General features: G+C 70.7%; 26 protein-coding genes and 1 other RNA gene. 18 read left to right on the forward strand and 9 right to left on the reverse strand.

Annotation, left to right across the window (positions count from 1 at the left end):
* The 3 genes from EPD65_RS14795 to EPD65_RS14805 form a co-directional block, all read left to right on the forward strand.
* On the forward strand, nucleotides 1–239 hold a 239-nt coding region (locus EPD65_RS14795; RefSeq protein WP_207891571.1), incomplete at its 5' end, for a Nif3-like dinuclear metal center hexameric protein.
* A 38-nt stretch (nucleotides 240–277) separates the two neighbouring features.
* Complete coding sequence (locus tag EPD65_RS14800) at nucleotides 278–1,018, forward strand: zinc ribbon domain-containing protein (protein ID WP_243640376.1); 741 nt, start codon at nucleotides 278–280, stop codon at nucleotides 1,016–1,018.
* Between the two features lie 2 nt (nucleotides 1,019–1,020).
* The gene (locus EPD65_RS14805) at nucleotides 1,021–1,764 is read left to right on the forward strand and encodes a histidine phosphatase family protein (protein ID WP_243640375.1); all 744 of its coding nucleotides are present in this window, start codon (nucleotides 1,021–1,023) and stop codon (nucleotides 1,762–1,764) included.
* Nucleotides 1,765–1,882: 118 nt separating this feature from the next.
* Here EPD65_RS14805 and yaaA read toward each other — a convergent pair whose 3' ends face one another.
* On the reverse strand, nucleotides 1,883–2,698 hold the full coding sequence (yaaA, locus tag EPD65_RS14810) for a peroxide stress protein YaaA (protein WP_131585494.1): 816 nt from the start codon (nucleotides 2,696–2,698) through the stop codon (nucleotides 1,883–1,885).
* Between the two features lie 56 nt (nucleotides 2,699–2,754).
* Between yaaA and EPD65_RS14815 the strand changes: the two genes are divergently transcribed.
* Together EPD65_RS14815 and rnpB are read left to right on the forward strand one after the other, a co-directional pair.
* Entirely contained in the window at nucleotides 2,755–4,200 is a 1,446-nt protein-coding gene (locus tag EPD65_RS14815; RefSeq protein ID WP_131585496.1) for an RNB domain-containing ribonuclease, read from the forward strand.
* Between the two features lie 25 nt (nucleotides 4,201–4,225).
* An RNA gene (gene rnpB / locus EPD65_RS14820) (RNase P RNA component class A) lies at nucleotides 4,226–4,632 on the forward strand.
* An 8-nt stretch (nucleotides 4,633–4,640) separates the two neighbouring features.
* Here the strand turns inward: rnpB and EPD65_RS14825 are convergent.
* From EPD65_RS14825 to EPD65_RS14835, 3 genes are read right to left on the reverse strand one after another with little or no spacing between them, the layout of a single operon-like run.
* A complete protein-coding gene (locus EPD65_RS14825) occupies nucleotides 4,641–5,480 on the reverse strand; it encodes a transglutaminase family protein (protein WP_165873023.1) in 840 nt (279 codons plus the stop codon).
* Nucleotides 5,480–6,427 carry an alpha-E domain-containing protein gene (locus EPD65_RS14830; protein ID WP_131585500.1) on the reverse strand — a complete coding sequence of 316 codons (948 nt, stop codon included), beginning with the start codon at nucleotides 6,425–6,427 and terminating at the stop codon, nucleotides 5,480–5,482. Before EPD65_RS14830 ends, EPD65_RS14825 begins: the two co-directional genes overlap by 1 nt.
* Nucleotides 6,421–7,986, reverse strand: a complete 1,566-nt coding sequence (locus EPD65_RS14835) for a circularly permuted type 2 ATP-grasp protein (protein WP_131585501.1) — start codon at nucleotides 7,984–7,986, stop codon at nucleotides 6,421–6,423. Before EPD65_RS14835 ends, EPD65_RS14830 begins: the two co-directional genes overlap by 7 nt.
* 127 nt (nucleotides 7,987–8,113) lie before the next feature.
* Between EPD65_RS14835 and EPD65_RS14840 the strand changes: the two genes are divergently transcribed.
* On the forward strand, nucleotides 8,114–8,527 hold the full coding sequence (locus EPD65_RS14840; protein WP_131585503.1) for a tetratricopeptide repeat protein: 414 nt from the start codon (nucleotides 8,114–8,116) through the stop codon (nucleotides 8,525–8,527).
* 23 nt (nucleotides 8,528–8,550) lie between these two features.
* Here EPD65_RS14840 and EPD65_RS14845 read toward each other — a convergent pair whose 3' ends face one another.
* On the reverse strand, nucleotides 8,551–9,267 hold the full coding sequence (locus EPD65_RS14845; RefSeq protein ID WP_131585505.1) for a L,D-transpeptidase family protein: 717 nt from the start codon (nucleotides 9,265–9,267) through the stop codon (nucleotides 8,551–8,553).
* Nucleotides 9,268–9,368: 101 nt separating this feature from the next.
* On the reverse strand, nucleotides 9,369–10,226 hold the full coding sequence (gene map, locus EPD65_RS14850) for a type I methionyl aminopeptidase (RefSeq protein ID WP_131585507.1): 858 nt from the start codon (nucleotides 10,224–10,226) through the stop codon (nucleotides 9,369–9,371).
* A 24-nt stretch (nucleotides 10,227–10,250) separates the two neighbouring features.
* Here map and EPD65_RS14855 point away from each other — a divergent pair, with 24 nt between their 5' ends.
* The 6 genes from EPD65_RS14855 (at nucleotide 10,251) to EPD65_RS14880 (ending at nucleotide 13,067) form a co-directional block, all read left to right on the forward strand.
* Nucleotides 10,251–10,439, forward strand: a complete 189-nt coding sequence (locus tag EPD65_RS14855) for a hypothetical protein (protein WP_131585509.1) — start codon at nucleotides 10,251–10,253, stop codon at nucleotides 10,437–10,439.
* On the forward strand, nucleotides 10,436–10,723 hold the full coding sequence (locus EPD65_RS14860) for a hypothetical protein (RefSeq protein ID WP_131585511.1): 288 nt from the start codon (nucleotides 10,436–10,438) through the stop codon (nucleotides 10,721–10,723). The genes EPD65_RS14855 and EPD65_RS14860 overlap by 4 nt, the downstream gene beginning before the upstream one ends.
* A 78-nt stretch (nucleotides 10,724–10,801) precedes the next feature.
* Complete coding sequence (locus EPD65_RS14865; protein ID WP_131585513.1) at nucleotides 10,802–11,155, forward strand: ArsR/SmtB family transcription factor; 354 nt, start codon at nucleotides 10,802–10,804, stop codon at nucleotides 11,153–11,155.
* Complete coding sequence (locus tag EPD65_RS14870; protein ID WP_131585515.1) at nucleotides 11,152–11,634, forward strand: SRPBCC family protein; 483 nt, start codon at nucleotides 11,152–11,154, stop codon at nucleotides 11,632–11,634. Before EPD65_RS14865 ends, EPD65_RS14870 begins: the two co-directional genes overlap by 4 nt.
* 54 nt (nucleotides 11,635–11,688) lie before the next feature.
* Nucleotides 11,689–12,330 (forward strand): SatD family protein, encoded by a 642-nt coding sequence (locus EPD65_RS14875; protein ID WP_131585517.1) that lies wholly within the window; start codon nucleotides 11,689–11,691, stop codon nucleotides 12,328–12,330.
* The gene (locus EPD65_RS14880; RefSeq protein ID WP_131585519.1) at nucleotides 12,327–13,067 is read left to right on the forward strand and encodes a hypothetical protein; all 741 of its coding nucleotides are present in this window, start codon (nucleotides 12,327–12,329) and stop codon (nucleotides 13,065–13,067) included. The genes EPD65_RS14875 and EPD65_RS14880 overlap by 4 nt, the downstream gene beginning before the upstream one ends.
* A 101-nt stretch (nucleotides 13,068–13,168) precedes the next feature.
* On the opposite strand, the gene panB is transcribed toward EPD65_RS14880, so the two are convergent.
* Together panB and EPD65_RS14890 are read right to left on the reverse strand one after the other, a co-directional pair.
* Nucleotides 13,169–14,044 (reverse strand): 3-methyl-2-oxobutanoate hydroxymethyltransferase, encoded by an 876-nt coding sequence (gene panB, locus EPD65_RS14885; protein WP_131585521.1) that lies wholly within the window; start codon nucleotides 14,042–14,044, stop codon nucleotides 13,169–13,171.
* A 102-nt stretch (nucleotides 14,045–14,146) separates the two neighbouring features.
* Nucleotides 14,147–15,610, reverse strand: coding sequence for an alpha/beta hydrolase (locus EPD65_RS14890; RefSeq protein WP_131585522.1), 1,464 nt, complete (start codon nucleotides 15,608–15,610; stop codon nucleotides 14,147–14,149).
* A gap of 211 nt (nucleotides 15,611–15,821) precedes the next feature.
* Between EPD65_RS14890 and EPD65_RS16365 the strand changes: the two genes are divergently transcribed.
* The 3 genes from EPD65_RS16365 to EPD65_RS14900 are packed head-to-tail and all read left to right on the forward strand — an operon-like array spanning nucleotide 15,822 to nucleotide 19,666.
* A complete protein-coding gene (locus EPD65_RS16365; RefSeq protein WP_165873024.1) occupies nucleotides 15,822–16,370 on the forward strand; it encodes a hypothetical protein in 549 nt (182 codons plus the stop codon).
* Between the two features lie 53 nt (nucleotides 16,371–16,423).
* The gene (locus tag EPD65_RS14895) at nucleotides 16,424–17,584 is read left to right on the forward strand and encodes a TIGR03118 family protein (protein WP_165873025.1); all 1,161 of its coding nucleotides are present in this window, start codon (nucleotides 16,424–16,426) and stop codon (nucleotides 17,582–17,584) included.
* A gap of 51 nt (nucleotides 17,585–17,635) precedes the next feature.
* Entirely contained in the window at nucleotides 17,636–19,666 is a 2,031-nt protein-coding gene (locus EPD65_RS14900) for an NAD(+) synthase (protein ID WP_131585526.1), read from the forward strand.
* A gap of 91 nt (nucleotides 19,667–19,757) precedes the next feature.
* On the opposite strand, the gene EPD65_RS14905 is transcribed toward EPD65_RS14900, so the two are convergent.
* Nucleotides 19,758–20,216: a hypothetical protein gene (locus EPD65_RS14905; RefSeq protein ID WP_131585528.1), complete on the reverse strand. Its 459-nt coding sequence runs from the start codon at nucleotides 20,214–20,216 to the stop codon at nucleotides 19,758–19,760.
* A gap of 210 nt (nucleotides 20,217–20,426) precedes the next feature.
* Between EPD65_RS14905 and EPD65_RS14910 the strand changes: the two genes are divergently transcribed.
* From EPD65_RS14910 to EPD65_RS14920, 3 genes are all read left to right on the forward strand, one after another.
* The gene (locus EPD65_RS14910; RefSeq protein ID WP_131585530.1) at nucleotides 20,427–21,146 is read left to right on the forward strand and encodes a hypothetical protein; all 720 of its coding nucleotides are present in this window, start codon (nucleotides 20,427–20,429) and stop codon (nucleotides 21,144–21,146) included.
* Nucleotides 21,147–21,211: 65 nt separating this feature from the next.
* Nucleotides 21,212–22,555 carry a type I glutamate--ammonia ligase gene (glnA, locus tag EPD65_RS14915; RefSeq protein WP_131585532.1) on the forward strand — a complete coding sequence of 448 codons (1,344 nt, stop codon included), beginning with the start codon at nucleotides 21,212–21,214 and terminating at the stop codon, nucleotides 22,553–22,555.
* A 36-nt stretch (nucleotides 22,556–22,591) separates the two neighbouring features.
* A complete protein-coding gene (locus tag EPD65_RS14920) occupies nucleotides 22,592–25,570 on the forward strand; it encodes a bifunctional [glutamine synthetase] adenylyltransferase/[glutamine synthetase]-adenylyl-L-tyrosine phosphorylase (protein ID WP_131585534.1) in 2,979 nt (992 codons plus the stop codon).
* Nucleotides 25,571–25,614: the final 44 nt, after the last annotated feature.

The following is a 25,614-nucleotide window of genomic DNA, read 5'->3' on the forward strand; positions in this document are numbered from 1 at the left end:
TCCTGCTCGACCGGCTCGCGGGCTCGGACGTCGACGTCTACGTGACCTCCGACCTCCGCCACCACCGCGCGGCGGAGTTCGTGGAGGCCGGCGGCCCTGCGCTCATCGATGTAGCCCACTGGGCAGCGGAGTGGACGTGGCTTCCGGTGGTCAGCGGCAAGCTGCAGGCGGCGTTGGGCGATACGGTGGAGACCCGCGTCAGCGCGATCCGCACGGATCCGTGGACTGCGCGGATCTGAGCTTCCCTCTCACAACTCAAACCCTGCAGGAGATTCCGGTGAAGGCCGACCCCGCCATCCAGGCCCAGCTTCTCGACGTCGCTGACCTCGACGCCCGCATCTCGCAGCTGACGCACCAGCTGAAGACGCTCCCCGAGATCGCCGAGCTCGCGACGCTCGCGGCGGAGGAGTCGGAGCGCACCAACCGGATGCGCGACGCGAAGATCCGCGTCGACGACCTGACCAAGGAGCAGAAGAAGGCGGACGCCGACGTCGAGCAGGTCAAGGCCCGCCGCGAGCGCGACCGGAGCCGGCTCGAGCAGGGCCTGATCACCGATCCCAAGCAGATCCAGGCGATGTCGCACGAGCTGGAGTCCCTCGAACGCCGCATCGGCGTCCTCGAGGACGAGGAGCTCGAGGTCATGGAGATGCTCGAGGCCGCTCAGATGGAGCTCACCAAGGCCGAGGCGGCTGTGGGTGAGTCGGTCGAGCAGCGCGAAGTGCTCGAGGCCCGCCGCCTGGAGAAGTCCGTCTCCGTCGAGCGCGAGCTCGATGGTGCGCAGCGTCGCCGTGCGGAGGCTGTCGTCGGTGTCGACGCGCCGCTGCTCGCCCTGTACGACCGGCTCCACGCGTCGCGCGGCATCGGCGCGGGCGCGCTGCGGGCCCGCACCTGCGGGGGCTGCCAGCTGACCCTCAACCCGGGCGACCTCGCCGAGCTGGCCAAGGCGCCGCTCGACGAGGTGCTGCGGTGCCCCGAGTGCGAGCGGATCCTGGTCCGCACCTCCGAGTCGGGCATCTGAGCGTGACCCAGGGGCAGACTGCCGGGCTCGACGGCTCGACCTCGTCCGCGCCGTCGCGCGGCTGGGGCCGTCCCGGCATGGCCCCGACCCGCATCGTCCTGGTCCGCCACGGCGAGACCGACCACACCACGGACAAGCGGTTCTCCGGCGGTCTGGCCTCGGCGAACCCGCCGCTCAACGAGCTCGGCCGCCGGCACGTGTGGGAGACGGCCGAGTGGCTCGCGACCGTCGGCGAGCAGGTCGACGTCGTCCTGTCCTCACCGGTACGCCGCACCCTGGAATCGGCGGAGATCGTCGCCGAGGTGCTCGGTCAGCGCGAGGTGCTGGTCGACGACGGCTTCGCCGAGATGGAGTTCGGCACCTGGGACGGGATGACCTTCCTGGAGGTCGCCGAGAAGTTCCCGGACGAGCTGAAGGCATGGTTCGGGGACCTCGACCACGCCCCGGGCGGGGGAGAGTCGTTCCGGACCGTGCAGGCACGCGTGCTCGCCGGTCTGGAGCGCGTCATCGAGGCCCACGCCGGCAAGACGGTCGTGCTGGTCAGCCACGTCACGCCGATCAAGACGCTGGTCGCCCAGGCGCTGGGCGCGCCCCTCGAGGCGCTCTACCGGATGGAGCTGCAGCCGGCGTCCGTCACGGTGCTGAGCTGGTTCCTCGGCGGGTCGGAGGGCGATGAGCTGATGGCCTCGATGCGGGTGTTCAACGCCACGCCCGGTGCGCACTGGGACGGCGCCTTCCCCCTCTGACGCCGGGAGGGCGGCGCGGGCGCGCGCCAAACTGTCAGATTGACAGTTTCGCCTGACGTGACACTTCGGAAGTGTCAGACGGTGCCAAATTGTCAGACTGACAGTTTGGCAGCCGGGCTCAGAGCTCGCGGACGACGACGTCGAGCTGGGTGCCCTTCTTCGTCGGCTCGTGGACCTCGACGTCCCAGCCGAGCTCGACCAGCAGGTCGGCGAAGGCATCCGGCGTCTTCGGGGCGCCGCCGTGCTCGAGCACGGCTCGGACGATGCGTCCCTTGGTCGCCTTGTTGAAGTGCGACACGACCTTGCGGGTGCCGTTGTGCTCGTGGAGGACGCGGACGGTGGCCACCCGCGGTGCGAGGGCGGGCGACGGCCGCCAGAACGCGGCGTACATCCCGGACCGGAGGTCGACGAGCAGGCCGTTGCCGAGTGCTTCGGTCATGACCGGCTCGAGGGCTTCGCGCCAGACGCCGGCGACCGCGCCGAGCCCCGGGAGGCTGGCATCGCCCGACAGTCGGTACGCCGGGATCGCATCGCCCGGGCGCACCATGCCGAAGAGCGACGAGGCGATGCCGATGCGCGCCGTGGCACGGCGCTTCGCAGCGGGGGAGAGCGTGGCGAAGTCGAGCGCGTCGTAGAGGACGCCCGTGTAGATCTTGTCCGCGCGCGAGGTGGCCGCGGTGCGCAGCCGCGCGTTGAGGTCGACCAGGTCGGACTGCGACGGGCCGAGCCCGAGGGTGGCGGCTGCCTGCTCGAGGAGGAGCGCGTTCTGCGTCGGCACTGACGGGTCGCGGTGGACGTCGCACAGCTCGATGAGCGCGTCGAGCACCCGCTCGCGCGCCGGGGTGAGCGCGGGCGAGCCCAGCGCAGCGAGGTCGAGCGGCTTCCCGCGCCGGGGCGCGGCCTTGCCCTCGCTCGGGGGAAGCAGGATCAGCACTCGCCAAGGTTAGTGGGCGAGCGTGTCCGTGATGGGCCACTGGTTAGGGTGCGGGCATGGCGAAGCGAGTGGTCCGGGTCCGTTCGGTTTCTGATGGTGTCGCGGCTGCGACGCTCCGCGCTGGTGTCACCGCGCTGCAGGGCGAGCTGGGGGTGAGCCCCGACTTCGCCCCCGAGGTGCAGGCTGCCGCCGAGAAGGCAGCAGCCGCTCCGCGCCTGCCGCAGCTCGACCGCACCGACGTTCCGCTGGTGACGATCGACCCCGAGGGTGCGATGGACCTCGACCAGGCGCTCCACATTGAGCGCGTCGCGGCCGGCGGTTTCGTCGTCCACTACGCGATCGCGGACCTCGCCGCCTTCATCACCGCGGGCGACCCGGTCGACGTCGAGGCCAACAACCGCGGCGAGACGCTCTACGGCGCCGACGACAAGATCCCGCTCCACCCCAAGGCGATCTCCGAGGCGGCCGGCTCGCTGCTGCCCGACCAGGTCCGCCCGGCGCTGCTGTGGACCGTCACGCTCGACGCGCACGGAAACCAGACCGACGCGAAGGTCGAGCGGGCCCTGGTGAAGTCCCGCGCCCAGCTCACCTACGACGGGGTGCAGGGTGACATCGATGCAGGCTCTGCCGACCCGGTCTTCGGCCTGCTCAAGGAGGTCGGCGAGCTCCGCCTGGCGCTTGAGGCGGCGCGCGGCGGCGTGACCCTCCCGATCCCGGAGCAGGAGATCGACATCGAGGGCGACACCTGGCACCTCGAGTTCCGCGCGCAGGCACCCGTCGAGCAGTGGAACGCCCAGATCTCCCTCCTCACCGGCATGGCGGCGGCGAAGATCATGCTCGACGGGGGCGTCGGTATCCTCCGTACGCTGCCCGAGCCCGACCCGCGCGACGTCGCGCGCCTCCGGCGTACGGCGCAGGCGCTGAAGGTCGACTGGCCAGCCGACGTCGACTACCCGGCGTTCCTCCGCACGCTGGACCCGACCAAGCCGTCGCACGCGGCCGTCGCTGCAGCATCGACCCGCCTGCTCCGCGGAGCGGGCTATGCCGGCTTCCACGGCACGAAGCCGGAGCAGACCCGCCACAGCGCGATTGCCGCGGAGTACGCCCACGTCACCGCGCCGATCCGCCGCCTCGTCGACCGCTACGCGCTCGAGTGCTGCGTCGCCCTCTGCGCCGGTGAAGCCGTGCCGGACTGGGTGATCGCCAAGCTCGACACCATCGCCGACACGATGCGCGAGTCGGGTCGCCGCGCCCGCACCTACGAGGGCGGCGTGCTCGACCTCGTCGAGGCGGGCGTGCTCTCGTCGCACGTTGGCGAGACCTTCGCCGCGGTCGTCGTCGATGTCGACGAGAAGAGGCCGACGCACGGCCGGATCACGATCGCCGACCCCGCGGTCGAGGCCGACGCGACCTCCGCCGGCACGCTGCCTCTCGGCCAGGAGATCCAGGTCAAGCTGACCGAGGCCGACCCGGCTCAGCGACGGGTGACCTTCAGCGCCTGATCGGCTCTACACTGCTGCCTGCGGAAGGGCTGGCCGGGCGACCGCGTTCGTCCTCTTCGGAGGGCGACCGAGGAAGGTCCGGGCTCCACAGGGCAGGGTGGTCGTTAACAGCGACCCGGGGTGACCCGCGGGACAGTGCCACAGAGAAGAGACCGCCTCCGGCTGCACTTCGGTGGGGCCGGGGGTAAGGGTGAAACGGTGGTGCAAGAGACCACCAGTACGCCGGGTGACCGGCGTAGCTAGGTAAACCCCACCCGGAGCAAGTTCAAACAGTGTGTGTGACCGGTCCGCCGGTCGGAAGGCTGCTCGCCGGAGCACACGGGTAGAGCGCTTGAGCCTGTCGGCAACGGCAGGCCTAGATGGATGGTCGCCAGCCGGTCGGTCGTGAGGCCGCCCGGGGAACAGAACCCGGCCTATGAGCCAGCCCTTCCGCACACACCTCAGGCGAGGCGGGTGATCTGCACGTCGACGAACATCTCCGAGGTGTTGCCGCCGCTGTAGATGCCCGAGAGCGGGCGAACGTCGCGGTAGTCGCGCCCGGCGGCGATGCCGATGTGGCGGTTGCTCACGGGCTCGTCCCGGACCGCGTCGTAGCCGCGCCAGCGCGCATCCCACCACTCGACCCAGCAGTGCGCCTGCCCGGACACGGTGGTGCCGACTGCGGGCTCCGGGTCGGGATGCGCATAGCCGGACACATAGCGCGCCGGGATGCCCACCGAGCGGAGCGCACCGATGACGACGTGGTTGATGTCGCGGCAGATGCCGCTGCGCAGTTGCCACGCCTCGGACGCAGGAGTGAGCGAATCGACCGTGACCGGTACCCGGGTCACCTCGGCATGGACCAGCGCGCAGATCTGGCGCGCTGCGGCACCCGGCCGGCGGGCCTTGGCGGCGATCGCCCGGACCGCCTGGGCGAGGTCGTCAGGAGGCTGGACGAGGGCGTCCATCGCGAGGTACTCACACTGTCGGTCGGCCACCTCGTCGGAGAGGACCTCTGACCAGGCCAGCGCGGGGGGAGCGGGGGCCGGTCGGTTCGTGTGGACGGTCGCGACGGCGGTGACCCTCAGCGAGTCATGCGGCTCGTTGACCTCGAACGCGGCGACCTGCGTGCCGAAGTAGTCGCGGTAGCTGTAGGTCCACGGCGTCGGCGTGATGTCGAGGCGCGAGTGGACCACGATCTGCTCGGCGGACGTCGCAGGCGTGAGCCGGGCCTCGTTGTACGACGCGGTCGCGCCGCCGTCGTACTCGTAGCCGGTGGTGTGCACGATGCGGAGCTGCATCAGTACCGCCCTCCCTTGGTCCAGCCCAGCCATTCGGTCGCCTCGCTGCCCGCGAAGTAGCGGGCGCCGATCGCCTCGGTGGCGGCCGCGCAGGTCTGCTGCAGACGCTCCATCTCGGTCGGCAGGTCCGCCAGGACGTCCGTCAGCGCGCGGTACTCGAGGTCGGCACGGGTCCGGCCGATGAGGCGCTGGGCGTCGTTCTGGAAGCCCGCACGGGCGTTGCCAGCCTCGAGGTTCTCCAGGCAGAGCTCGGCGCGCGACAGCGCGTAGACGACCGAGCGCGGGAACAGCCGGTCGAGCAGGAGGAACTCCGCTGCCTCGTGGTCCGTCTCGGCCCCGCGGTAGGTGCGGAGGAACGCCTCGTAGCCACCACAGGCGCGGAGCGTGTTGGTCCACGCGGAGGAGGATCCGGACGCAGCAAGGGCAGCAGTCGCGACCAGGCGTGCCGTCATGTCGGCGCGCTCGATCGAGCGGCCCAGCATGAGGAACTGCCAGCCGTCGTCGCGGGTCATCGTCGCGTCGGCCGTGCCGTTGATCAGCGCAGCGCGGTCGCGCACCCACCCGAAGACGCTCGGTGGTCGCAGCATCCGGAACCGGCCGGACGGGATCGTCCGCCAGGTGGTGTTGATCGCCTCCCACAGCGGCTCGGAGAGCGTCTCGCGGGCCCGCCGGGCCGACTCGCGCGAGGCGGCGAGGACCGCTGCGATGGAGGCAGGGGAGTCGACGTCGTACGCGAGCAGGTCGAGGACCTGCTGCGCGGTGATCCGTGGCCCGATCTCGGCCTCCACGCCCATGATCGAGAGCAGGGTGCGACAGGTCAGGTCCTCGTCGGTGTTCGCGTCCTCGAGGAGGAGCTGCAACTGCACGTCGAGGATGTCGGCGGTGTCCTCCGCACGCTCGACGTAGCGACCGATCCAGAAGAGCGACTCGGCAATCCGGCTCAGCATCCGCCGTCCTCCTCCTGATGCTCCTGCTCCTGCTGTTCGGGCATCGGTGTCGCCTTCAGCCCCGGACCCGCGCTCTGGCGGGAGGACTCCTCGGGCATCGGCGGGCGGGTCGGAAGCACCTCGATGTCGGAACCAGACAGCACCCAGGTGTCCTTCGATCCGCCGCCGCGCGACGAGTTCACGATGAGCTCGCCCTCTGCGAGTGCGACGCGGGTCAGGCCCCCGGGCAGCACCCAGACCTTCTGGCCGTCGTTGACCGCGAACGGTCGCAGGTCGACGTGACGTGGTGCCATCGTCCCGTTGGCGTACGTCGGAACGGTCGAGAGCTGCACCACCGGCTGGGCGATCCAGGACCTGGGGTCCTCGCTGACCTTCACCCGGAGCTCGTCGAGCTCGGCGGGGGTGGCGTGCGGGCCGATGACGATGCCCTTGCCGCCGGAGCCGTCGACCGGCTTCAGGACGAGCTCGTCGAGACGGTCCATGACCTCCTCGAGGTGGTCCGGCTCGCCACAGCGCCAGGTGTCGACGTTGCGTAGCGCGGGCTCCTCGCCGAGGTAGTAGCGGATCAGGTCCGGCATGTAGGTGTAGACGAGCTTGTCGTCGGCCACGCCGTTGCCGATGGCGTTGGCCAGCGTCACGTTGCCGGCACGCGCGGCATTGACCAGCCCGGGGCAGCCGAGCATGGAGTCGCCGCGGAAGTGCACCGGGTCGAGGAACTCGTCGTCGACGCGTCGGTAGATGACGTGCACCTGGGCCAGGCCCTGGGTGGTGCGCATCATGACGCGGCCGCGGCGGCAGACCAGGTCACGACCCTCGACCAGCTCGACGCCCATCCGTCGGGCGAGGAGGGCGTGCTCGAAGTACGCGCCGTTGTAGACGCCCGGCGTCAGGACGACGACGGTCGGGTCACTGACGCCAGAGGGCGCTGCAGCACGCAGCGCCGCGAGCAGCTTCTGCGGGTAGTTGGCCACCGAGCGCACCCGGTGGTGGCTGAAGGTCTCGGGCAGGGCGCCCGAGATCGCCCGCCGGTTGGTCATCACGTACGACACGCCGGAGGGCACGCGGACGTTGTCCTCGAGGACGCGGAACTCGCCGTTGTCGTCGCGGATCAGGTCGATGCCGGAGACGTGCACGCGGACGCCGTTCGGCGGCGCGACGCTCGCGGCGGCGCGGTGGTAGTGGCTCGACGTGGTGATGACTGCGCGTGGGATGACACCGTCGTCGAAGACCCGGCCGGCGTCGTACACGTCGGCGAGGAAGAGCTCGAGCGCCTTGACCCGCTGCTGGACGCCGGCGTCGACCGTCGTCCACGCGTCGGCCTCGATGACGCGCGGCAGGATGTCGAGCGGGAAGGCGCGCTCCTCACCACCGATGTCGAAGGTGACGCCCTGGTCGAGATAGCTGGCGGCGAGGGCATCCACACGGGACTTCAACTCGGTCGCGGAGATCGCCTCGAACGCGTGGTGGAGCATCTCGTAGGGCAGCCGCGTCCGGCTCGCGTCGTCGAACATCTCGTCGTAGGCGAGTCCGGGCGTGTAGGCGTCGAACGGTCCCTGCATGCGTTGCAACGTAGGGACCCGTCATTTCGGGGGTGTTGCGGAGACATGACTGGCGAGTGCATGCACTGACGCCAGGGCGATATATCCGCTCGGGGAACACGGCGGGCTGCCGATCTGTTGGGCAGGCATGGCTGACATCGGTGACCTCACTGCTCCGGCGATCGTCTTCCCGGGCCAGAAGGAGCCCGAGCGCGCCTACGCCGCAGCGTACGACCTGCTGGTACGCCGCGAGCCGGCGAAGGCGCTCGAGCTCGTCGACAAGGCGCTCGGCGATGACCCGACCAACCGTGGTCTCCGCAGCCTGCGTGCGTGGGCGTACCTGCTCCGCGCGCAGCTCCAGAAGGCCGAGGCCGAGCTCCGCACGCTCGTCGAGGAGGTCCCCGACGACGACTGGGCCCGGCACGCCCTCGGCCGCGCGCTCGAGCGCCAGAACCGGTACGCCGACGCCCTCCCGCACCTGCGACTCGCGGCCGCGATGAGCGGTGACCCCGAGCACGAGACGGCAGTCCTGCGGGTCGAGCGCCAGGTCCTCGGCCTCTGACCCCTGGCGAGGCGCGGCAGCGGTCAGGACAGCACGACGACCTTCACCGCTGACTGGCTGAAGTCCCAGATCTCCCGCGACGTCCGGTCGGAGACGCGGATGCAGCCGTGCGACTCCTTGAGGTTGGTGCCGAGGTACCAGTCCGGGTGGATCTGCGTGCCGTCGGACTTGTGGATCGGGACCCGGTGGAACCCGACGCCGCACAGCCCGGTCTGCACCCGCGTGTAGTGCTGCAGCCACAGCGTCTTGGAGTAGTCGCTGTTGTTGAGGATGTGGGCGGCGCGGCCGCATGCCGAACCGGTCCGGTAGGTGCCGGCGCGCCACACGCTCGGGTTGTCGATGACGCCGCCCTGCCAGCGGACGGTGCCGTCGTCGCGGACCAGCCAGACGTAGTTCTGCGTGCGTGAGAGGACGATGCGCCGGCCGGAGCCGGAGGATGCCGGGACGGGGCGGCGGTCGCAGCGGACCTTCGTCGTTGCTTCCAGACGCGACCACGTGGCCGCGTCGAGGGTCGCGGTCTGCGCGAGCCGGTTGGCCGCCTGGAACTTGGTGACGGCCGCCTTGCTGCGCGTGCCGTACGCGCCGTCCGCGGCGCCGGCGTCGCAGCCGGCGTCGTTGAGCAGCCGCTGTGCTGTCACGACGGTCCGCGCAGCGGCGGCCGGGGGAGCGGTCGCGATGGTCGCGCCGAGGGTGAGCGCGGCGATCGCGAGCGTGGTGAGAGTGGAGCCGAGATGGGCCATGGGTGCCTCCGGGATGAGCTGTCATCCATGAGACGCATCAGGACGCAATGAGGTTGCGTCATGCATGCAAGCAGCCCGAGCGCCCGCCCGGCGTACCGCTGTCAGGGGTTGGTGAGGATCTCCGCGCCATCCGCCGTGACGAGCAGCGTGTGCTCGAACTGGGCGCTCCGCCTGAGGTCCTTCGTCACGACCGTCCAGTTGTCCGACCACATCGTGTAGTCGTGCGTGCCGAGGTTGAGCATCGGCTCGATCGTGAACGTCATGCCGACCTGGATCAGGTCGTCGTAGTGGTCCTGGTCGTAGTGCGGGATGATCAGCCCGCTGTGGAACGTCGTGCCGATGCCGTGGCCGGTGAAGTCCCGCACGACGCCGTAGCCGAAGCGCTTGGCGTAGGACTCGATGACGCGGCCGATGACGTTGATCCGGCGGCCGGGCTTCACGGCGTTGATGCCGCGCTGCAGCGCCTCGCGCGTGCGCTCGACCAGCAGCCGCGACTCCTCGTCCACGTCGCCGGCGAGGAACGTCGCGTTGGTGTCGCCGTGGACACCGTTGAGGTACGCCGTGATGTCGATGTTGACGATGTCGCCGTCCTCGACGACGCGGCTGTCCGGGATGCCGTGGCAGATGACCTCGTTGATGCTGGAGCACAGCGCCTTGGGGAAGCCGCGGTAGCCGAGCGTGGAGGGGTAGGCGCCGTGGTCGCAGAGGAACTCGTGGCCGATCCGGTCGAGCTCGTCCGTCGTCACGCCGGGGACGATCGCGGCGCCCACGAGCTCGCGCGCCTGGGCGGCGAGCTTGCCGGCGATCCGCATCTTCTCGATGGTCTCGGCGTCCTTGATCTCGGACCCGGTGAACTTCGCCGGCGCCGGCTTGTCGACGTACTCCGGCCGCGGGATGGAGGCAGGCACGGGGCGACGGGCAGAGACCACGCCGGGGAGCACGGGAGAAGCGACAGACATGGGGCCGAGTGTAGTTTCAGTGACATGAGCGAGAGCGACCCGGAGTACTGGTTCTGCCTGAAGCACCACACCGTGGAGCCCGGAGCCGGCTGCCGCGCCAATGACCGGCTCGGTCCGTACCCCTCCGAGGCCGAGGCTGCGCGCGCCCTCGAGAAGGTCGCCGAGCGCAACCAGGCCTGGGACAACGACCCCGAGTGGAACGACGAGGCTTGAGCGAGCCCCGTCGCGGCCAGCCGGTCGCGCAGGCCATCTCGCCGTGGCCGTTCGTCGGCATGGCCGGCATGGCCTGCACCTTCTTCCTGAACGCCGCCTCCGGCCTGCTGGTGCCCGGCTGGGCGGTCGCTGTCCTGCTGGCGATCTGGGCGGTCCTGCTGCTCCTTGGCTTCCGCTGGTGGACGCCGCACCCGAGCCGGGTGGTGGTGCTGCCGGTGGTCTCGGTGGTGCTGTGGTTCGGACTCGTGAACCTGGGCGCGGCCCTCTTCCACTGGTCCGCCTGACGTTCAACCAAGGGGTTGACAATTGCGGAGCGGCGACGTTGACTGAAGATCAACCAAACGGTTGATCAAGGAGTCGTCATGACCGACCAGCTGTCCCGGGCGTTCGCCGCCCTGGCTGATCCCACTCGACGGGATCTCGTGGCCCGCCTTGCCGCTGACGGTGATGCCACGCCGGGCGAGCTCGGCGCGCCGTACGCGATGAGCCTGCAGGCCGTCTCGAAGCATCTGAAGGTGCTCGAGGAGGCTGGCCTGGTCTCCCGATCGGTCGACGGTCGCCGTCGGCCGGTGCGGCTGGAGGCCGGCGTCCTCGATCTGATGACGGCCTGGATCGAGCGCTACCGCCGCGAGACGGAGGAGCGCTACGCCCGGCTCGACACCCTGCTTGCGGCCATGCCGGCCGCCCAGCCCACCCAGGAGGAGAGTGCGTCATGAACAGGTCGACGCGGCACGAGACCGCGATCGTCGCGGACCCTGACATTCCCGTCATCACGATCGTTCGCGAGTTCGACGCATCCCCGTCGGACGTCTTCCGGGCCCATGTCGATCCGGACATCTTCCGGCAGTGGTGCGGGCCTCGCTCGACCGAGATGCGCATCGAGCACTGGGATGCCCGCACAGGCGGAGCCTGGCGGTACGCGGCCTGGCGCCAGGGGGAGGAGATCGCGCGGTTCTTCGGTTCCTTCCACGAGGTGCGGGAGCCGGATCGGATCGTCCAGACCTTCACGTACGAGGGTGGTGGCGACGGCGTCTCGCTGGAGACGTTGCGACTCGAGGAGCTGCCCGGTGGCCGCACGCGTCTGACGGGGGTCTCCGTCGTCGACACGATGGAGCTCCGCGACATCATCATGAACAGCGGCATGGAGGTCGGTGTCGTCGAGGGCTACGAGCGACTGGACGCTCTGCTGGCCTGACGGTCTAGTGAAGAAAATATCTTCAGAATGACCGAATGAAGGTATTCTCTTCTCATGAGTCAGCGTGCCGTCGCCACCGTGATCGGTGATGTCGTGGGCTCCCGGCACGCCACGAGCCGGGTCGACCTGCACGATCGGCTGACGCGCCTCGTGGCGGCGGTCAACGCTGATGCAGCGCCGGTCACGCCGTTGCGGATCACGGTCGGCGACGAGTACCAGGGGGCTTTCGCCTCGGTCGGCGCGGCCCTTGCGGCGGTACGCCGGATCCAGCGCGCGGCGGGCGGGGAGATCGACCTGCGCCACGGCATCGGCTGGGGCGAGGTGAGCGTGCTCGCCGACGAGCCGCGCGTCGAGGACGGCCCCGGGTGGTGGGCCGCCCGCGAGGCGATCGAAGCAGTGGCGGCGGACCAGCAGCGCGCCGGACTGCGGCATCTCCGCACGGCGTACCGATGTGCTTCGGGGGAGACCGGTCCTGCGGTCGAGGCAGTCAACGCGGCGCTCATGCTTCGTGACCAGGCGTACGGCGCCCTTGCGCCGCGTTCTGTGTCGGTCCTGCATGGTCTGATGGACGGACGGAGCCAGCGCGACATCGCGGAGGCCGAGGGCGTCTCGCCCTCGGCGATCAGTCAGCGGGTCCGGCACGACGGCATCGCGGTGATCCTCGCCGCCGACGAACTCCTCGGGAGGCTGACATGACCTGGCTCGCGGTCCTGCTGCTCGGCGTCGCCTGCACGGACCTCGCGCACTCGCTCCTGCAGCGGCACGTCCTGCCGCAGCTCGCGGGCGCCTTAGCAGCGGTGCTGGTCGGGCTCGTCTCCGGGATGACTGGGGCGCGCGACGTGGGTGCGCTGGTCGTGATCGTCGCGCTCGTGCTCGCGTGGGGCTTTTCGGTGAGCCGGGGCTTTGCTGCCGGCGGCCGAGCCTGGGTGCCGCTCGCTGTCCTCGGCGGGTCCGTCGGCGCGGCCGTTGTGGCAGCGCCCCTGGCGCCGGAGTTGGCCTCCGATGGCCTGCTCGGCCGATGGCTCGATGCGGTGCCGTGGCCGTCGCTCCCGGGTGCGGAGCCTTCGCGGGTGCTGATGGTCGGTGCGCTCGCACTGGTGCAGCTCTCCACGGGCAACGTGGTCGTCCGTCTCGTGCTCGCCGCGACCGGCACGGTGCTGCCAGCGCAGCACGGCACCGCCGGCGACCCGGAGACGCGACTCAAGGGCGGCCGCCTCCTCGGGCCGATGGAGCGCCTGGTGATCCTCGGCCTCGGTCTGGCGGGTGAGCTCACGGCCGCCGGCATCGTCATCGCCGCGAAAGGGCTGCTGCGCTTCCCCGAGCTCCAGTCGAAGGGCGAGCAGGAGCGCATCCACCAGCTGACCGAGTACTTCCTGGTCGGCAGCTTCGTCAGCTGGCTCGTGCCGCTGACGTCACTCGTCCTGCTCAGCTGACGCCGAGACGGGCCTCGTGCCGCCGGCCGAGACGGGGCTCGTGCGCGCGTCGGGCCGGCATGGGCCCCGTGTCAGCGCGGCACAAGCCCCGTCTCGATGAATCAGAAGGAGTGCTCCGCGTCGGGGAACGTGCCGCCCTTGACGTCGGCGGCGTACGCCTTTGCGCCCTCGAGCAGGACCGACCGGACGTCGGCGTACTGCTTGACGAACTTCGGCATGCGGCCCGTGCGGATGCCGAACGCGTCGGTCCAGACGAGCACCTGGCCGTCGCAGCCGGCTCCTGCGCCGATGCCGATCGTCAGGATGTCGAGCTCCTTGGAGACCTGCTCGGCGACGTCGGCCGGGACCATCTCCATGACGACCGCGAACGCTCCGGCTTCCTGAACGGCGTGGGCGTCGGCCAGCAGCTTCTCGGCGCCGGCGCCGCGGCCCTGGATCCGGTAGCCGCCGAGGGTGTGCTCGCTCTGCGGGGTGAAGCCGATGTGGGCGATGACCGGCACGCCGCCCTGGACCAGCTTGGAGATGACGGGGGCCATCTCGGCACCGCCCTCGAGCTTCACGCAGTGGGCGCCGCCCTCCTTCATGAACCGGACGGCGGTCAGGTAGGCCTGCTCGGGCGAGGCCTGGTAGCTGCCGAACGGCAGGTCGCCCACGACCATCGCGCGCTTCGCGGTCTTCGCGACGGCGCGGGTCAGGGGGAGGAGCTCGTCGACGGTGATCGGGAGCGAGGTCTCGTTGCCGAGCACATTGTTGGACGCGGAGTCGCCCACCAGCAGCATCTCGATGCCGGCTTCGTCGAAGATCTCGGCGGTGTACATGTCGTACGCCGTCAGCATGGTGACCTTCTCGCCACGCGCCTTCATCTCCGCGAGGTGGTGCGTGCGGATCCGCTTGATGGTGGCGCTCGCGGGGGCGCTGCCGCTGCCGTAGGGCGCGGCGACTTCGCCGGAGGCGGGGGTCGGCTGCTGCTCGCTCATGGCGATCTCCTTCGTGGACTCGAGGCTCCCTGTCGGAGTCCCCGGACGCACTGGCAAGGCTAGACCTGCCATGCCCGCGCAGGGGATGTCTGGTCGGTCACGTCAGCGTCGCCAGCTCGTCAGCTCGTACGGCGCCTGGCCGGCCAACCAGTGGGCGGCCAGCGATGCCCCGCCCGTCGTGCGTGACGGGACCGTGGGCACGGGCTGGTCCGCGACGACCGCACCGACCGCAGCGGCCGTCGGCGAGCCGGGCTGGAGGTACTCCATGTGGATGTCGACAAAGCGACCCGGCTCGTCGAGGTGGGGTGCCGGGACGGGCGCGGTCGGCAGGCGGACTGCCCCGAAGTCGCGTTGCGAGGGGTCCTCGCCGAGTGCGCCGGGTCCGCCGTGGTGCGGCGCAGAGCCGACCCAGGTCACGGGGTCGAGGTCGTCTGATGCGACCCAGACGGGCATCCGGAGATCACTCGCGCGGTGCGCCCCCGGTCCCACTCCCGGGCTGCCCAGCAGGACGAGGCGGTCGGCGTCCATCCCGTGTCGGGCGGCGATCGCCGCGGTCGTCGAGCCGTAGCTGTGGCCGACCACGGTCACCGCTGCCGTGCTGCTTACGGCGAGGCGGTCGACGAAGTCCTCGAGATCGGCCGCGCCCTCCGTTGCTGCACTGCTCGACAGGGTCCCGGCCAGGTCGCCCAGGTGGCGTGGATCGAGGTGGCCCGCGTGGCGGCCGCTCGGGGCGTCGTAGCCGAGCCAGGCGATCGTCGCGGTCGACGCCGCGGGGCGTGCGGCGGACGCCGCTTGCCCGACCGCGAGCGCCAGCGCGCCGACGTCCGCCATCGTCGTCGCGTCGTTGGTGATGCCGGGGACCACCACGGCGACGTCGTCGGCAGTCGTGGGGTCGCCGTAGGAGATCACGACGGAGCCGTCGCCTCCGAAGCGCTTCGGCTCGTAGTCCAGGAGGTACGCCGACCCGTCACCCTCCGCGAGAGCCGCGCGCGTGGCCCGCGCGGCGGCGGAGTCCTCGGTAGCGAGCAGGCTGCGCCACGCCGCATCCGTGGCCACCACGAGCGGTGCCGTGGTCGGTCGGCGGAGCGCCAGGATCGTCCGCTCCTCTGCCTCGTAAGCAGAATCCGCCCACTGCCGGATCGCACTGGTCAAAGTCGTGTGCTCGACCCAGATGGCGTTGCGCAGGCCGTCCGCCGCGGGAGTCGCATCGGGCACCAGTGTCAGCGCCGAACGGTGCTCGCAGAAGTCGGCGAGGCGGTGGTGCAGCGCCGCGTGCGCCCGTGCGAGATCGACCAGCGAGGCGGCCCATTCACCGAGGGCGCGGGCCTGGGTGAGCCCTCGTGTCGCGAGCCGGGTCGCCCGTCCTCCCTCGCGCGCTGCGCGCCCCGCTGCTGCCTCTGCGGCAACCCCGGTCCAGCCACCGTCTGCGCCGAGGGCGCGCCGCAGGTCGGCCGCGACGTGGCCGACCCCGACCGCCGACTCGATCCAGGCGCGCGCCGCGGCAGCGACGACCGGCGCAGGCGGGGCAGCGGCAGGTAGTGCGGGCGGCGGGGGGAGTCCGGTCATGGCGCCACCGTCGGCGTACCCCGCCTGCGGTGGCAAGGCACGGGCTGCCCGCCTGTGGACGGCCTCACGCGTGGCTCGCCGTGACGCGCGTCATGTGTCCGGAACGTCGGAAGACCTTGCAGGAAGGCATACCTAACCTCTACGGTCAGGGCCACCTTACTTAGGCATCCCTAAGTTAATGCACGTCGCGTTCCAAGGATCGATTGCCACGATGACCCACCCTGCCCCCGAGGCCCTGCGCGAGCCGCTGACCATCACGGTCCCGCGATGGTTCGTGCTGGCCGGTCTGGCCCTGCTCATGGCCACCGCGGCACCGGCGCTGCTCGTCGTCGCGGACCGCGTGCATCTGGACCCGTGGGTGCACGACGTGGCCCTCTTCGGGCACCTCGCCTTCCTCCTGCTCGGCTTCGGCGCGGTCCTCTCCGTCGACTCCGTGGCGCTGCAGTGGGTGGTGGGCCGCCGACAGCTTCACGACGTGGTGGCGACGGCCGGCCACGTCCAGGCAGCGATCTGGGTCGGCTACGCCGGTCTCGTGGCGAGCGGCATCGTGCTCGAGCCGGATCTCACCCGGACGGTCACCCAGATCAAGCTCGGCTCCGTGTTGCTGATCGGCCTCAACGGCCTCGTGGCGACCTGGCTCCACTGGCACCTCGAGGTCTCCTCGACCCGGCGGGTGCTGGCGGCCGGCATGGCCTGTGCCGCCGTGTCCCAGGCGGCGTGGTGGACCGCCACCGTCATCGGTTTCCTCAACGCCCACTGACCAAGGCCCCTGACCCCGTACATCCGCACATCCCTCCTCGGAAGGCATCACCCATGACCCTCACCCGCTCCTCCATCGCCGCGCTCGCGACGACCGCGCTGGCGCCGTTCGCCCTCGCCGGATGCGGCAGCGACGACGCCTCGACGTCGGCGACCGTCGACCAGGGCGGCTACGTCCAGACGAATCTCGTCGCCAACTGGGCGGCGTACAAGCCGCAGATCGTCGAGCCGGACCTCCAGAACGCGTGGGGCATCTCGATGCGTCCGGCAGGCGAGGGTGGCCACTTCTGGATCACGGCCAACGCCACGGGCACGTCCTTCGAGTACGTCGGTGACGTCAACGGCGAGAAGCTCCACCAGGACGGCCTCAAGGAGGTCACGATCCCGGGCGTCGGCAAGGACGCGGGAACGCCGACCGGCACCGTCTTCAACGACCACGGCACCGGTTTCGTCATCACCCAGGACGTCGCGAAGGGCGACTCCTACACGGGCCCGGCGAAGTTCTTCTTCGCCACCGACACCGGCAAGGTCGTCGCCTGGACCGAGCGCGACAACGGCGACGGCACGAAGACCCAGCCGACGGGCTCCCTCGTGGTGGCCGACCAGTCGAAGCAGGGTGCGTCGTACCTCGGCATGGCGATCTCGCCGGCCAACGACAGGCTCTACCTCGCCGACTTCGGCAAGCACCCGGGCCTGGTCGTCCTCGACGACACCTTCAAGGTCGTCAAGGACGGGGGCTTCGCCAACCCCTTCGGCGCGGAGTACCAGCCGTTCAACGTCCAGACCATCGGCGACTCCGTCTTCGTGACGTACGCCGAGTGGGACGAGCCCGGCGAGGAGGAGGCCGGCCCCGGTGAGGGGCGCGTCGCCGAGTTCACGCCGGACGGCACGCTCGTGCAGAAGTGGGACGGCGGCCGCTACCTCAACGCGCCGTGGGGCATTGCGAAGGCTCCGGAGAAGGGATTCGGGAAGTACTCCGGCGACCTCCTGGTCGGCAACTTCGGTGACGGCACGATCGCGGTCCTCGACGCGAAGACCCACAAGGCGGTCGACTTCCTGCGCCGCCCGGACGGCAACCGCGTGGAGATCGACGGACTGTGGGGCCTGACGTTCGGCAATGGCATGTCGCTGGGTCAGAAGGACGCCCTCTACTTCGCGGCCGGCCCCGGCCCCGAGGCTGACGGCATCTTCGGTCGGCTCACCGCGAACGACTGAGTCCCTTGAACGACTGAGCCACCCGGGGACGTCGGTCCCTAGACTCACGGCGTGGACTTCTACTCGTCGTACGCACAGGGCTTCGCGCGGGTCGCGGCCGTGACCGTTCCGGTCGCGGTCGCGGACCCGGCTGCGAACGCTGCCGTGATCCTCGAGCAGGCACGCGCCCTGCACGCACAGGGCGTTGGCGTCGCCGTGTTCCCGGAGCTCTGCATCACGGGGTACGCCGTCGACGACCTGTTCCTCCAGGACACGCTTCTCGAGGCGGCGGAGGCAGCGATCGCGGAGATCGTCGCGGCCAGTGCTGACCTGCTTCCCGTCCTCGTCGTCGGCGCGCCGATCGCGGACGGCACGCGCGTGCTCAACTGCGCCGTCGTGATCCACCACGGCTCCGTGCTCGGCGTCGCGCCGAAGTCTTACCTGCCGACGTACCGCGAGTTCTACGAGCGCCGCTGGTTCGCTCCCGGAGACGACCGTCGGGGCACGATCACCGTCGCGGGCCAGGAGGTGCCGCTCGGCAACGACCTGCTCTTCGCGGCGTCCGACGTCCGGGGCCTCGTGCTCCACGTCGAGGTCTGCGAAGACATGTGGGTCCCGGTCCCGCCGAGCGCGGTCGCCTCGCTGGCAGGTGCCACCGTCCTGGCCAACCTGAGCGCCAGCCCGATCACGATCGGTCGCGCGGAGTCGCGGCGCCTGCTCGTGCAGAGCGCCAGCGCGCGGTGCAACGCGGCGTACCTCTACTGCGCGGCAGGGCAGGGGGAGTCGACCACCGACCTGAGCTGGGACGGGCAGACGCTCGTCTACGAGCTGGGCGACCTGCTGGGGGAGACCGAGCGCTTCCCCGACGGGCCGCGGGCGACCGTCGTCGACGTCGACCTCGACAAGCTCCGCCAGGAGCGGCTGCGCCAGGGCACGCACGACGACAACCGACGTGGCCTCGGCGTGCAGCCGTTCCGCACGATCGCGTTCACCCTCAACCCGCCGGCCGGCGACATCGGCCTGCTCCGCAAGGTCGACCGCTACCCCTTCGTGCCGGACGACGCCGCGCGCCTCGACCTCGACTGCTACGAGGCCTACAACATCCAGGTCTCCGGCCTGGAGAAGCGACTCGCGGCGATCAGGCAGCCGAAGATCGTGATCGGCGTCAGCGGTGGTCTCGACTCGACCCACGCGCTGCTCGTCGCGGCCAAGGCGATGGACCGGCTCGGTCGCCCGCGCACCGACATCCACGCGATCACCATGCCGGGCTTCGCGACGGGAGCGACCTCGAAGTCGTACGCCACCCGGCTCTCGCAGGCGCTGGGCGTGACGTTCGAGGAGCTCGACATCAAGCCCGCGGCGCGCCAGATGCTCGAGGATCTCGGCCACCCCTACGCCGACGGCGAGAAGACCTACGACATCACCTTCGAGAACGTCCAGGCCGGCCTGCGCACCGACTACCTCTTCCGGCTGGCCAACCACCGGGGCGGCATCGTGCTCGGCACCGGTGACCTCTCCGAACTGGCGCTGGGCTGGTGCACGTACGGCGTCGGCGACCAGATGTCGCACTACAACGTCAACGCCGGCGTCCCGAAGACGCTGATCCAGCACCTGATCCGCTGGGTCATCGCGCACGCCGACTTCGCACCCGCGGCCAACGACGTGCTCGCGGAGATCGTCGCAGCCGAGATCACCCCCGAGCTGATCCCGACGGAGGAGGGCGTCAAGCCCCAGGCGACCGAGGACTCGACAGGCCCCTACGCACTGCAGGACTTCACGCTCTTCCACGTCCTGCGCCACGGCATGCGGCCGAGCCGGATCGCCTTCCTGGCCTGGCACGCCTGGGCGAACGCCGCGGTCGGCGCGTGGCCGACGGGCATGGGGGAGGGCGACCGTCCGGCGTACGACTTGCCGGAGATCCGGAAGTGGCTGGACGTCTTCGTCCGGAAGTTCTTCGCCAACCAGTTCAAGCGCTCCGCGCTGCCCAACGGGCCCAAGGTGAGTGCGGGCGGCACGATGAGCCCGCGTGGCGACTGGCGGATGCCGTCGGATGCCAGCCGTGCCGCGTGGCTTGCCGAGCTGGAGAACGTGCCCCGGACGTAGCGAACCGCCGGTCCGGAGGCGGGGCAGAATCCGGACCGACGGCAGGTTCGCAACAGAAGCAGTGCTGGATTCGTGGCGAGCGAGCCGGAGCTCAGCCGTCGTGGTGGTGGTACTTCGTCGACATGCGGGCCATCGCCAGGGCACAGAAGGCCAGCGCGATGGAGCCGAACGCGAACAGCGCCATCCCGTCCATCGCGAAGAAGTTGATCGCGAAGACGGTGAAGTAGACCGCGGCGAGGTCGCCGCCGATCCTCGGCGCGAAGAAGACGAGTGCCGCGATGGCGAGCTCGATGACGCCCAGCGTGTAGAGCTCGGTGTCTCCCGTTCCAGGCAGGACGTCGTGCATCCACGAGGCCATGAAGTCACTCCACGTGACGTTCATGAAGCCGGCGAACTTGTCGAGCCCGTAGAGCAGCGGGAGGGCGGTGAACGATGCCCACATGGCCAGGTAGCCCTGGCGTGAGGCGTCAACGCTCGCGATCTTGGTCAGGTCGTGCATCTCGTCGCGCATGTCGGCGACCATGTCGTGCATGGCGTGGGTGAGTGCCATGGCCGTGTTCCTTTCGAGAGCTCCCCAGGTCTTGGGAAGGTTCATTTCGACGGTAGACCTGCGCCGCCCCAACAACAAGCATTTCCGCAGGTCAGGCCGGGATTCCTGAGCCTGCGAAAGGTGCGTCGGCGGGGCAAGTCCCGGGCCCTTGACGGGCGGTCGCGGTGTCAGCACACTTCTGCGCGGGAGGCCGTAGACAGGAGCCGGAAGATGGCCAGCACCACTGCACGATCCGCGTCGTCCCGGGCACCGAGGCTGATAGCTACAGCCGGGGTCACCCTGCTTGCGTCCGCGGGCCTTGCGGCGGTCGCCCCGACCGCACAGGCAGACACCGTCGGCGGTGCGTCGAGCGGTGTCGTCGTCGCAGGTGGCACCGCCTCCGCGGGCGTCGCGGCCTCGTACCGCGCCGCGTCGGGGGCAGAAGCTTCGATCGCCTATCCCGACGGCAATCTCTATGTCTCGGTGCGTGCAGACGGTTCGGGAGGACACGACGCGAGTCTCGTCCGACGGATCGATCGGGCACCGGGCGTCCAGGTGGGGTGCCGGTTTGAGCGGGCGCTCACCGACTCGGAGTTCTCGGTGTCGCCTGACTTCCTGCACGCGGTCCTGCACCTGACAAGCGCCCCGGTGGCGACCTGCGACGACGGCACGGCGATGACGCTTCCGGACACCGTCACCTGGACGAGCAGTCCGGGCGGCATCGCGTGGATCAACGGACCGTCGCCGTCCGACGACACCTGGTGCCTCACCCAGCAGGACATCTCGATCAACGACCCGGCCAACCCGTTCGGGCCCGCCGGCGTCTGGGCCGACGCCACTGCTCAGGTCTCGACGGCTGGAGTCGCCGGCCCCAGCGGACACGGCGACTTCTGGTACGTCTTCGATGCCGACGCGGGCTTCGATGCGAGCACGACGCCGGGCATCTGCTGACCTGCTGGAGCCTCGTGCGAGCGTCGTCACCACCGTGGCGCCCGGTGAGGCAATAGGGTGTCGCCATGGGCAAGCAGGAAGACTTCGTTCTCCGCGCACTCGAAGAGCGCGACGTCCGTTTCGTGCGTCTCTGGTTCACCGACGTCCTGGGCTCGCTGAAGTCGGTGGCTGTCGCCCCGGCTGAGCTCGAGGGCGCCTTCGAGGAGGGCATCGGTTTCGACGGCTCGGCCATTGAGGGCTTCGCGCGTGTGCACGAGTCCGACATGCTCGCCGTGCCGGACCCGTCGACGTTCCAGATCCTGCCGTGGCGCGGCCACGACGACGGTCGCGCGACGGCCCGCATGTTCTGCGACATCCAGATGCCCGACGGCTCTCCGTCGTACGCCGACCCCCGGCACGTGCTGAAGCGGACCCTGAGCCGGGCCGCCGAGAAGGGCTACACCTTCTACACGCACCCCGAGATCGAGTTCTACCTCTTCAAGGACGAGTACCAGAAGGGCAAGCGCCCCACCCCGGTGGACCGCAGCGGCTACTTCGACCACACTGCCCAGTCCTTCGGCGCCGACTTCCGGCGCGAGGCGATCACGATGCTCGAGCAGATGGGCATCTCGGTGGAGTTCTCGCACCACGAGGGCGGCCCGGGCCAGCAGGAGATCGACCTGCGCTACGCGGACGCGCTGAGCACCGCCGACAACATCATGACCTTCCGCACGGTGATCCGTGAGGTCGCGCTGAGCCAGGGCGTGTGGGCCAGCTTCATGCCCAAGCCCTACACCGAGCACCCCGGCTCGGGCATGCACACGCACGTCTCGCTCTTCGACGGCGACCAGAACGCCTTCTACGAGGCCGGCTCGGAGTACCAGCTGTCCGCGACGGGCCGCGCGTTCATCGCCGGCATCCTCACGCACGCCGCCGAGATCACCTGCGTCACCAACCAGTGGGTCAACTCCTACAAGCGCCTGGTGAGCGGCGGTGAGGCTCCGTCGTACATCTGCTGGGGTCACAACAACCGCTCCGCGATGGTTCGCGTCCCGATGTACAAGCCCAACAAGGGTCAGTCCACCCGCATCGAGCTCCGCACGATCGACCCGGCCTGCAACCCCTACCTCGCCTTCGCGGTGATCCTGGCCGCCGGTCTCAAGGGCATCGAGCAGGGCTACGAGCTGCCCCGCGAGGCGGAGGACGACGTCTGGTCGCTCTCCGACAAGGAGCGCAAGGCGCTGGGCATCCAGCCCCTGCCGAAGAACCTCGCCGAGGCCATCGAGATCGCCGAGTCGTCCGAGCTCCTGGCGGAGACCCTGGGCGAGCACGTCTTCGACTTCTTCCTGCGCAACAAGCGCCAGGAGTGGGAGGACTGGCGCGCGCAGGTCACGCAGTACGAGCGCGACCAGATGCTGCCGATCCTGTGACGGCCAGCCTCTGATCCTTCGTCCGCCTGGAGCGGCATGACTCCCGGAGACCGCCGGACCGACCGGAGCACCCTGCTCCGGCTCGGCTTCGTGCGCGTCGAGGAGGCCGCTGCTGGCATCGCCTCCCTCGGCCCGTACGCCGACGGGTTGCGCGAGGCGCTCGGCCGCAGCGCCGATCCCGACGCGGCCCTCGCGGCGTTGCTCGCGTTGGCGGAGGTGACCGACCGCGAGCGTCTCTTCGCCGCGCTGACCAGCGATGCCGGCACCTGCGACCGTCTCCTCGCCGTGCTCGGCGCGAGCAGCGCGCTCGCTGAGCACCTGCGCAGGGTGCCGCAGGACTGGGAGGAGCTGGCCGACCCTCTGCTCGCGACGACCCGACCGCCCGCATTCGCGTTGCGGGCCGAGCTCCTCGCGGCGGTGGGTGCCGACGCGACGGCTTCCGAGCCCGTCGCGACCCTGCCGGACGCCGACGCGGTGGACGCGCTGCGGCTGGGCTACCGGCGCCTGCTGCTCCGCCTGGCGGCCCGCGACCTGGCGCACAACGCGGAGGTGGAGGACGTCGCCGCGGAGCTGTCCGACCTGGCCGCCGCGACCCTCGAGGCAGCCCTGGCCATCGCCCGGACGCGCGTGGGCGACGCCGCGCAGGACGTCCGGCTGGCGATCATCGCCATGGGCAAGTGCGGTGGTCGCGAGCTCAACTACGTCAGCGACGTCGACGTCGTCTTCGTCCACGAGCCCTGCGACGGCGCTGACGAGGCCGTGGCCGGTCGGACGGCGCAGGCCCTGGCCAGCCACGTCATCCGCATCTGCTCCGAGCAGACGGCCGCCGGCACGATCTGGCCGGTGGACGCCAACCTGCGACCCGAGGGGTCGCAAGGTCCGCTGAGCCGCACCCTGGCCAGCCACCGCGCGTACTACGAGCGCTGGGCGAAGACGTGGGAGTTCCAGGCGCTGCTCAAGGCCCGCCCCGTGGCGGGAGACCGGGCGCTGGGTGCGGCGTACCGGGAGATGGCCGAGCCGTTCATCTGGCAGGCGGTGGCGCGCCCGTGGTTCGTCGAGGACGTGCAGGCCATGCGTCGTCGCGTCGTCGCGCACCTGCCAGCGCAGGAGGCCGAGCGACAGCTGAAGCTCGGCTCCGGTGGCCTGCGCGACGTCGAGTTCGCGGTGCAGCTGCTCCAGCTCGTGCACGGCCGCGCCGACCCGTCGATCCGCGATCGGGGCACGCTGCCCGCGCTGGAGGAGCTGACCCGATCAGGGTACGTCGGACGGGAGGACGGACGGGCGCTGCAGGACTCCTGGCGCTTCCTGCGCCGGCTCGAGCACCGGATCCAGCTGCATCGGCTGCGGCGTACCCACGTGGTGCCCGACGATCCCGACGCGCTGCGCCGGATCGGTCGGTCGCTCGACCTCGGTCGTGACGCTGCCGCCGAGCTCGAACGCCAGTGGCGCGCACACCGTCGCGAGGTGCGCCGGCTGCACGAGAAGCTCTTCTACCGCCCGCTCCTCGGTGCTGCGTCGCGGCTGCCCGGCGAGGGTGCCGTGCTCAGCGCGGACGCCGCGCGTGCGCGCCTGGCGGCCCTCGGCTACGACGACCCGGCCGCTGCCTTGCGCCACCTCGAGGCGCTGACCTCGGGGCTGAGCCGTGCCGCGGCGATCCAGCGGACGCTGCTGCCGGTGATGCTCCAGTGGTTTGCCGACGCGCCGGATCCTGATGCGGGGCTGCTGGGCTTCCGCCGGATCAGCGAAGCGCTCGGCACCACGACCTGGTACCTCCGGTTGCTCCGTGACGAAGGCGAGGTCGCCGAGCGGATGGCGCGCGTTCTCGCGACCTCGCGCTACGCGACCGATCTGCTCCACCGCGAGCCCCAGGGGGTCCGGGTGCTCGCCGAGGACCTGCATCCGCTGGGTGGTGCGGCCACCCTCGCCGAGATGCGCAGCGTCGCCCGTCGCCAGCCCGAGGCCGCCGGCGGTGTCCGCGCGATCCGGGCCGTACGCCGACGGGAGCTGCTGCGGATCGCCGCCGGCAGCCTGGTCAGCGACGCCGACGTGGCCGAGGTCGGCGCGGGCCTGTCGAGCCTCACCGATGCGACGCTCGAGGCCTCGCTGGAGGTCGTCATGGCCGACCTCTGTCGCCGCCGGGGGCTGGCCGAGCCGCCCACGCGGATCGCCATCGTCGCCATGGGTCGCTACGGCGGCGCCGAGCTCTCCTTCGGCTCCGATGCCGATGTGATGTTCGTGCACGAGCCACTGCCGGGAGCGGACGCGTCGCGTGCCGCGGCGTACGCGCAGGGGGTGGCGCTCGAGCTGCGCCGGCTGCTCGGGCTCCCTGGCTCGGACCCGGCGCTCGATCTCGACGCCGACCTGCGGCCCGAGGGACGACAGGGCCCGCTGGTGCGCACCCTCGATTCGTACGCCGCGTACTACGCGTCGTGGTCGGAGACCTGGGAGGCGCAGGCGCTCCTGCGTGCTGACGCGGTGGTCGGTGACGAGGACCTGCGGCTGCGGTTCACGGCGTTGATCGACCCCCTCCGCTTCCCCGCAGACGGGCTCGACGACGACGCCGTCTTCGAGGTACGCCGCCTGAAGGCGCGCGTCGATGCAGAGCGGCTGCCGCGGGGTGCGGACCCCCACACCCATCTCAAGCTCGGGCGCGGGGGACTGGCCGACATCGAGTGGACCGTGCAGCTCCTCCAGATGCAGCACGCCGGCCGCCACCCTGAGCTGCGTACGCCGCGGACGCTCGTCGCGCTGCAGGCGGCGGCTTCGCTCGGGCTGCTCAGCGCCGACGATGCGCAGGACCTGGTACTGGCGTGGCGCCTGGTCAGCCGGGTCCGCGACGCGGTCACCCTGGTCCGGGGCCGCCCCGGTGACGCGGTACCGAGCGACGCCCGCGAGCGGGCGGCGGTGGCAGCGGTCCTCGGCTACGCGCCGGGGGAGGCGACCGAGATGCTCAACGACTACCTGCGGGCCACCCGGCGGGCCCGGGCCGTCGTCGACCGGGTGTTCTGGGGCTGACACCTGCATTTCACCCCGGTGACCTCCTCCTGCCACCGGGCACG

It is taken from the genome of Nocardioides jejuensis (assembly GCF_004337475.1).
Taxonomy (GTDB): Bacteria; Actinomycetota; Actinomycetes; order Propionibacteriales; family Nocardioidaceae; genus Nocardioides; species Nocardioides jejuensis.